General features: G+C 75.5%; 2 protein-coding genes. Both read left to right on the top strand.

Annotated features, from left to right (window positions below; all coding sequences use genetic code 11):
• On the top strand, positions 1-3,207 hold a 3,207-nt coding region (locus tag ABH937_RS38060), incomplete at its 5' end, for an SDR family NAD(P)-dependent oxidoreductase (protein ID WP_370220841.1).
• Between the two features lie 35 nt (positions 3,208-3,242).
• The coding region (locus ABH937_RS38055; protein ID WP_370220842.1) for a type I polyketide synthase at positions 3,243-4,990 on the top strand (1,748 nt) is incomplete at its 3' end.

Genomic DNA, 4,990 nt, shown 5'->3' with positions numbered 1-4,990 from the left:
GAGCCGATGTTGGCGCAGTTCCGGGCGGTGGCCGAGAAGGTGGAGTTCCGGCCGCCGTTGCTGCCGGTGGTCTCCAACGTGACCGGTGAGATCGCCGACCCGGACGAGTTGTGCAGTCCGGACTACTGGGTGCGGCACGTGCGCCAGGCCGTGCGCTTCGCCGACGGGGTCCGCGCCCTGCACGCCCAGGGCGTGCGCACCTTCCTGGAACTCGGCCCCGACGCCGTGCTCACCGCGATGGTGCACGACACCCTGGCCGACCAGGAGCCGGTCACCGTCGCGGCGTTGCGCCGCGACCGTCCCGAGCCCGAGGCGGTGGTCACCGCGCTGGCTCAAGCGCACACCGCGGGCGTGCCGGTGGACTGGCCGGCCTTCTTCGGCGCGCTGCCGGGCGGTGCCGGGCGGCCGGCGCACGTGGAGCTGCCCACCTACCCGTTCCAGCGGGAGCGCTACTGGCTGGAGGCGCCCACCGCGCCCGGCGGCCGCACCCCCGGGCAACTCGGCACCGGACATCCGATCCTGGGCGCCGCCGTCGAGCTGGCCGACGGGCAGGGCCTGGTCCTGACCGGCGGGCTGTCGCTGCGCAGCCACCCCTGGCTGGCCGACCACAGCGTGTTCGGCACCGTCCTGGTGCCCGGTGCCGCGCTCGCCGAACTCGCGCTGGCGGCGGGCCGGCACGCCGGCTGCCCGCGCCTGGCCGAACTGACCCTGGAGGCACCGCTGGTGGTGCCGGACCAGGGCACGCTCGCGGTGCAGGCCGTGGTGGCGGCGCCGGAGGCCGACGGCAGCCGCCGGATCACCGTGCACTCGCGCCCGGAGTCCGCGGCGCCGGACGCCTGGACCCGGCACGCGCACGGCACGCTCACCGCCGAAGCAGAGCTGCCCGAACCCGATCAGGGGTCGTGGCCGCCGGCCGAGGCCGTCCCGGTGCCGGTCGAGGACTTCTACCGGGATCTGGCCGACCGCGGCCTGGACTACGGCCCGCTCTTCCAGGGGCTGCGGGCGGCCTGGCGCGCGGGTGACCGGGTCTTCGCCGAGGTCGAGCTGCCGCCGGCGGCGGACGGCGCCGGGTTCGCGCTCCACCCGGCGCTCTTCGACGCCGCGCTGCACCCGCTGGCCCTCGGGGCGGCCGGCTCCGAGCGGCCCGGCGATCACCTGCTGCTGCCGTTCTCCTGGGCCGGTGTCACGGTGTCTGCGCCCGGCGCCCAGTCCCTGCGGGTGCGGCTGTCGCGCTCCGACGCCGGCAACGCGGCGCTGCACCTTGCCGACCAGGATGGACAACCGGTGGCGGTGATCGAGGAGTTGGCGCTTCGCCCGGTCTCCCCCCGGCAGCTGCGGGCGGCCGGCGGTGAGGCGACCCGGTCGCTGCTGAGCGTCGGCTGGCATCCGGTCGGCGCGCCCGAGGAGCGGCAACCGGCCGACTGGACGGTCGTCGACGGCCTCCAGGGTCTGACGGCGCTTGCGGAGGCGCCCGCCACGGTGGTGGTCCGGCTCGGCGCGTTCGGCCGGCCGGACGGGCAGCCGGCCCGGTCGGCCCGCCGGATCGCCACCGAGGCCGCCGAGTTGGTCCGGCTGTGCGCCGCCCCGGGGCGGTTCGCCGACTGCCGGCTGGTGGTCCTGACCCGGCTGGCGCTCGGCGTCCGGGGCGGGGAGGTCGCCGATCCGGCGGCCGCCGCGGCCTGGGGCCTGCTGCGCACCGCGCAACTGGAGCTGGGTGGCCGGTTCGACCTGATCGACGTCGACCAGGACGGCGAGGCCCTGCTGCCCGCCGCCCTCGCCTGCGAGCAGCAGCAACTTGCCGTTCGAGGTGCTGAGTTGCTCGTGCCGCGGCTCGGCAGGGCGGCGGCTGCCGGCGGGGAGCCGGCGGTCGGGAGCTCGCTCGCGGGAACAGCCGCGGGAGCGGCCGGCGGCACCGTGCTGGTGACCGGCGCGACCGGTGGTGTCGGCCCGGCGGTGCTGCGGCACCTGGTGGCCGAGCACGGGGTGCGGCACCTGCTGCTGCTCAGCCGGCGCGGCCCGGCTGCCGAGGGAGTGGCCGAACTGGTCGGCGAGCTGCGGGAGTCGGGCGCCGAGGTGACGGTGGCGGCCGCCGACTGCGCCGACCGGGCGCGGCTCGCCGAGGTGCTGGAGCAGCTGCCGCCCACGGCCCCGCTGACCGCCGTGCTGCACCTGGCCGGGGTGGTGGACGACGGCCCGCTGGAGTCGCTGTCCGCCGAGCAGTTCGACCGGGTCTTCGCGGCGAAGGCCGAAGCCGCCTGGAACCTGCACGAGTTGACCCGCGACCTGGACCTCTCCGCCTTCGTGCTCTTCTCCTCGGCGGCCGGCACCCTCGGCAGCCCGGGACAGGCCAACTACGCTGCGGCCAACGCTTTTCTCGATGCGCTGGCCGACCACCGGCGCGGCCTCGGCCTGCCCGGCCGCTCGCTGGCCTGGGGCCTGTGGGACGTCGACGGCGGGATGGCAGGGCGGCTCGGCGTGGACGGCCGCGCCCGGCTGGGCCGCGGCGGCCTGGCCCCGATGGACCTCGGCGAGGCGCTGGCCCTCTTCGACGCGGCGCTGGCGCACCCCGAACCCGTGCTGGTGCCGGCCCGGTTGGACCTGGCGGCGCTGCGGACCCGGGCCGAGCAGGGTCTGCTGCCGGCTATCGCCGAGCGGCTGCTGCCGGCGAGCCGGCCGGGCGGTGCCGCTGTCGTGGCCCAACTTCCGCAGCGGCTGGCCGCGTTGCCCGAGCAGCAGCAGCGGGAGCTGGTCCTGGAGGAGGTGCTCGGCACGGTGGCCGCCGTGCTCGGACACCCCTCGCACCACCTGATCGACCCGGGACGGCCTTTCCAGGAGCTCGGGTTCGACTCCCTCACCGCGGTCGAGATGCGCAACCACCTCGGTGCGGCCACCGGGCTGAAGCTGCCCGCCACCCTGGTGTTCGACCGCCCGACGCCGAGCGCGCTCGCCGACTGGCTGTGGGCGCAACTCGCGCCGCGGCAGGGCGAGCAGACCGAGGAACTACGGCTGCGCTCGGCCCTGGCCGCCATCCCGTACGCCCGGTTGCGGGACGCGGGCCTGGTCGAGGTGCTGCTGCAACTCGCGGGCGCCGAACCGGCCGAGGCGTCCGGCAGCGCGGCAGCGGACGGGCCGGCGACCGTCGACGCCATGGACGCCGACGCGCTGATCCACCTGGTCCTGGGCGACACCGACAACGGACGATCCTGAGCGAGGCTGCGATGACGACATCCCCCGAACGGCTGGTGGAGGCGCTGCGTGCCTCCATCAAGGAGAACGAGCGCCTGCGCACGCACAACGAGCAGTTGCTGGCCGCCCGGGCCGAGCCGATCGCCGTGATCGGCATGGCCTGCCGCTACCCCGGCGGCGTGCGCTCGCCCGAGGACCTGTGGCGGCTGGTCTCCGAGGGCGAGGACGCGATCGGCGAGTTCCCGGCCGACCGCGGCTGGGACCTGGACACCCTCTACGACCCTGATCCGGACCGCTCCGGCACCTCGTACACCCGCCAGGGCGGATTCCTCTACGACGCGGGCGAGTTCGACGCCGAGTTCTTCGGGATCAGCCGCCGCGAGGCGGTGGCCACCGATCCGCAGCAGCGGCTGCTGCTGGAGAGCACCTGGGAGGCGGTGGAGCGGGCCGGGATCGATCCGGCGGCGCTGCGCGGCAGCACGACCGGCGTCTTCGTGGGCGTGATGTACGGCGACTACGCCACCCGGCTGCCGAGCATCCCGGCCGAGCACGAGGGCTTCGTCGGCACCGGCAGTGCCGGCAGCGTCGCGTCCGGGCGGATCGCCTACACCTTCGGCCTGGAGGGGCCCGCGATCACCCTGGACACCGCCTGCTCCTCCTCCCTGGTGGGCATGCACCTGGCCGCGGAGGCGCTGCGCAAGGGCGAGTGCTCGCTGGCGCTGGCCGGCGGGGTGACGGTGATGGCCTCACCCGGCGTCTTCGTGGAGTTCAGCCGGCAGCGCGGGCTGTCGCCCGACGGGCGGTGCAAGCCGTTCGCGGCCGCTGCCGACGGCACCGGCTGGTCCGAGGGCGTGGGCATGGTGCTGCTGGAGCGGCTCAGCGACGCGCGCCGTAACGGGCACCGAGTGCTGGCCGTGGTCCGCGGCTCCGCGGTGAACCAGGATGGCGCGAGCAACGGGCTCACCGCGCCCAACGGCCCGTCCCAGGAGCGGGTGATCCGCCAGGCGCTCGCCGACGCCAGGATCGGCGCCGATCAGGTGGACGCGGTGGAGGCGCACGGGACCGGGACGAGCCTGGGTGATCCGATCGAAGCACAGGCGCTGCTGGCCACTTACGGCCGGGGCCGGTCGGCCGAACTGCCGCTCTGGCTGGGGTCGGTGAAGTCCAACATCGGGCACACCCAGGCGGCGGCGGGGGTGGCCGGGGTGATCAAGATGGTCGAGGCGATGCGCCATGGCGTGCTGCCGCCCAGCCTGCACATCGACCAGCCGACCCCGCACGTGGACTGGAGCGCCGGCGGCGTCGCGCTGCTCACCGAGCCCACCCTGTGGCCGCAGACCGATCACCCGCGGCGGGCGGCGGTGTCCTCGTTCGGGATCAGTGGCACCAATGCCCATCTGATCCTCGAACAGGCCCCGGCCGAGCCCGAGCCGGTCTCTGAAGCGGTAGAGCCGGTCGAGCCGGTCGCGCTGCCCTGGGTGCTGTCCGCCAAGGACGAGCCGGCGCTGCTCACCCAGGCGGCCGAACTCGCCGCCCGGCTGCGCCGGCAGCCCGACCTGCGCCTGCTGGACGTGGCCCGTTCGCTGGCCGGTACCCGGTCGGCCTTCACGCACCGGGCCGCGCTGGTGGCCGAGGACCGGGAGGAGTTCCTGGCGGGGCTGGCGGCGTTGGTGGAGGGGCGGCGGTCGGGTGTGGTGGTGCGTGGGGCTGGTGTGGTGGTGGGTGGGTCTGGTGTGGTGGGTGGTCGGTTGGCGGTGTTGTTTTCGGGTCAGGGTAGTCAGCGGGTGGGGATGGGTGGGGGGTT

The organism is Kitasatospora sp. GAS1066B (assembly GCF_041262605.1).
Taxonomy (GTDB): Bacteria; Actinomycetota; Actinomycetes; order Streptomycetales; family Streptomycetaceae; genus Kitasatospora.
Note: the sequence above shows the minus strand (reverse complement) of the source record. Positions and strands in the feature narration are given on the sequence as shown.